The sequence below is a fragment of the Dysgonomonas sp. Shenzhen-Wh21 genome (genome assembly GCF_043392705.1).
Classification (GTDB): Bacteria; Bacteroidota; Bacteroidia; order Bacteroidales; family Dysgonomonadaceae; genus Dysgonomonas.
On record NZ_JAIXHZ010000124.1, the window covers coordinates 1 to 3,328 of the forward strand.

Annotated in this window: 3 protein-coding genes and 1 pseudogene; all 4 read right to left on the reverse strand. The window is 32.3% G+C overall.

Annotated elements, in window-relative coordinates; genetic code table 11:
* A partial coding sequence (locus LDB17_RS08055; RefSeq protein ID WP_393924983.1) for a glycosyltransferase family 4 protein occupies nt 1-1,011 on the reverse strand: 1,011 nt, incomplete at its 3' end.
* A 15-nt stretch (nt 1,012-1,026) separates the two neighbouring features.
* The gene (locus LDB17_RS08060; protein WP_393924984.1) at nt 1,027-2,178 is read right to left on the reverse strand and encodes a glycosyltransferase; all 1,152 of its coding nucleotides are present in this window, start codon (nt 2,176-2,178) and stop codon (nt 1,027-1,029) included.
* Nucleotides 2,175-3,065, reverse strand: a complete 891-nt coding sequence (locus tag LDB17_RS08065; protein ID WP_252639040.1) for a glycosyltransferase family 2 protein — start codon at nt 3,063-3,065, stop codon at nt 2,175-2,177. Before LDB17_RS08065 ends, LDB17_RS08060 begins: the two co-directional genes overlap by 4 nt.
* A gap of 16 nt (nt 3,066-3,081) precedes the next feature.
* Nucleotides 3,082-3,328 (reverse strand): annotated as a pseudogene (locus LDB17_RS08070) (O-antigen ligase domain-containing protein); the annotation flags it as partial.

A 3,328-nucleotide genomic window follows, 5' to 3' on the forward strand; every position in this document is an offset into this window, starting at 1 on the left:
TTTATCTTTTTCGATAAGTAGCAGCTTATTAGCAATATCTTGTTCGTTATATGGATCTGTGTATAAAGCTCCCTCACCTGCTACTTCGGGGATAGCCGATGTATTGGATACAATAACAGGGGTTCCGCAGCCCATCGACTCCACTATCGGTAGTCCAAAACTTTCTCTCAATGATGGGTAAATGAAAACAAATGCTCCATTGTATATATATGGTAGATCTGAATTATTTATATATCCTGGACAGTGTACAAAAGGTTTTATGTGCTCTATATTTTCCTTCTTGAGAATTTCTTCAATAATAGATTTATTAATATCTAAAATCAATAAAGGTCTTTTATAATCGGATTTCTCGAGATATAGAGCATAAGCTTTTATTGTTCGCGAAGTGTTTTTTTTAGGATCTGTGTTCCCAAAGAATAAAATATAGTTGTCATCTTCTATATATTTGTTTGTAACATTATGATAGTTTGGTATATAATGAAATCGCTTATTATATCCATTGTGAATAGTGACTACCTTAGATGATGGCGTATTTGTTTTTTTACAAATGTTTTCGCGTTCAAAATCTGATACGGTGATGATTTTCTTGCTTTTAGATAATATTCGAGGTACAACAAGTTTTCTATATATGCGTCCTAAATTTTGGTATAGAGACTTATTGGAACTTTGTTTCTTTTCTAAAAATATTATATCATGTAATGTTACTATCAACGGTACATTTACAAACAGAGGTGCAGTATTACTTGTACAGTGCAGCACATCGGGTTTTATTTTAGATACAGCACAAGGCAATCCTATTTGCTCCCATAATATATAGGACGGACATTTTACTTCTACTATATGAAAATTTGAGGTTTTTTCTAAACACTTGTCAGGTCCCGGTGCTACGAATATATAATACTCATTAGATGTATCTTGTCTCTTTATTTCCTTCAAAGCTTCTAGAATGACAATATCCATTCCATGTTTCTTCTTTCGAAATATACGTTGTGCTTCAATTGCAATCTTCATTTACTATTCTTAATGTCAATGTTCTGTGTGTATAAATTTCTTTTTTGCGCCTTTCATTCTAAATAGATTAATAACCATTAAAATAAAAAGCTTAGGTAATTTTCTGAGTATTTTAATCAAACGCTCATTAACCATTTCATCCGGGATAGCAATGGCTAGAGATAAGCACATAAACATTAACAATATCCACCATTTTATAGACCAAAATATATTAATAAATAAAAATAGAACCGCAAGAACGAATATTAATCCCAATAAAATCAATCGAGGGAGCATAGCCCATTGTATAAGTTTATTAAATAAATCGATATTTCCTGTTCTCAATGCTTCTGAAATATACTTTATTCCTTTTGCCAAATTTTCGTATTGAGAAGCCATCCATCGTCGTCGTTGATTATAAAAGACTTGTTGATTCTGTACTTTCTGATCATATACAAATACATCTTCCAGATAATCAATATATATACCCTGTCGTAATAATTGCAGCTCCAATTCTTTGTCTTCTCCTACAGAAGATATATTTTTAATATTCTTTTTAAACCATTTGTATTCGAATGCCATCCCTGATCCACTAAGAGCAGACGATAAGCCTAACCGTATATGCCCGCTTCTGAAAAAAGAATTGTTTATCTCTTCGCTCGCGGCATCTAAGATGGCCATGTCTGTCTCCGGATTTTTTGCTGTGCGGTGAACCTGTAGGGCTCTTATACCAAAGAAAAATGCTTTATTTATTTCATTCAAAAAATTAGTACTTACCGTATTGTCCGCATCTATTATTGCTACAACATCATAATCATCTTTACTTAAATTGTCAAGAGCAAAAATTAAAGCTTTTGCTTTTGTACTGTCTTCGTAATTTGCAATAAGCAGCTTAATAGGTAATTGTGAAAGTTCTTCGTTTGTTTCATCTTTTAGCTGATCCGAAATAACAACAACATCGAAATAACATTTAGGATAATCTTGCGCAAGGAAGGATTTTACGGATGATACTATAACCTTATCTTCTTTGTACGCCGGAAAAAGAATAACATATTTGAGTTTATTGTCTGTTTCAGGGTAATGTATCTTTTTCTTATTTAGCGAAGCTATTGCAAAAATAAGAAGATACAAAACAGAAAATAACATCAATACAAATAATATTGAATCAACTATATTAACGAGGATCATAAAGTTTTTTTCATATTAGTAAAATTAATCATTCCCCTTATAGAAGCTCTAACTAGATCGAGACGTCCATTCAATGTGTAGGTAAATATACCTTTAGGATTAGCGATAAGAAATTGATATAGTATAGCCACTAATCGAATTATTCCTCTTCTGTTCCTCCATGCATACAGTAATCTGTTGCGTGTCATATAATAACATCGCAAAGGACTATTTTGTCCTACACTCCGGCTTTCTTTATGAAAAACTACAGCCTGAGGGGTATACCATAATTCAAATCCGTTCTTCTTTATTTGTTCGCACCAGTCTAACTCCTCGTAATATAAAAAATATATTTCAGGCATTAGACCTACTTTTTTTATAATATCTCGTCTAAGCATCATCGCTGCTCCATGCAGGAATGGAGATTTAGCCGGTGTATCATATTGACCTAAATCAGCCTCTCCAAAACCAATCAGCCTATTTCTCAATGTGACTTGAGATAAATCTGTATAGCCAGCAAACTGAATAATATTGGAATCTGCAAATTTTATTTTAGGAGAGACTGCTCCAACAATTGCGTTTGAATCTAAAAACTCTGCGAGATCTAATAATGAATCATCATTAATATATGTATCATTATTCAATAATAAGACGTATTTTCCCTTAGCCTGGATTATCCCCAAATTATTTCCTCCTGCAAAACCTAAGTTCGAATCACTTTTTATACAATGTATGTTTTTATATTTTGCTTGTATCTCAGTAATTTCATCTTTTAAAGAAGCATTATCCACTATAATGATTTCATACGATATTTCAGATAGATATTGCATTAAGCTATCTATCATGTGGCATGTATCACTCATTCCATTATAGTTGACGGTTATTATAGATATATAGACATCATTCATATCCTTATGCTAAATCTTAATTAGATGTATATTCGTTTTCTGAAGATAACTTGCTATTTTCGGCTTCTCTGTTTTCGATTTCCTTGTCAAAATACCGCCCCATTATAATAAATGTCATACATATATATAAAATAGGCCCGGTAGGAAACTGTTGTAGGACCTCATTTCCATAAGATGCAATTAAAATCCCGGAGAGGCCCGCTATTAGGGCACTCATTATGCCTTTAAGTTCTTTATTTTTGATACGAAACAATATATCATAT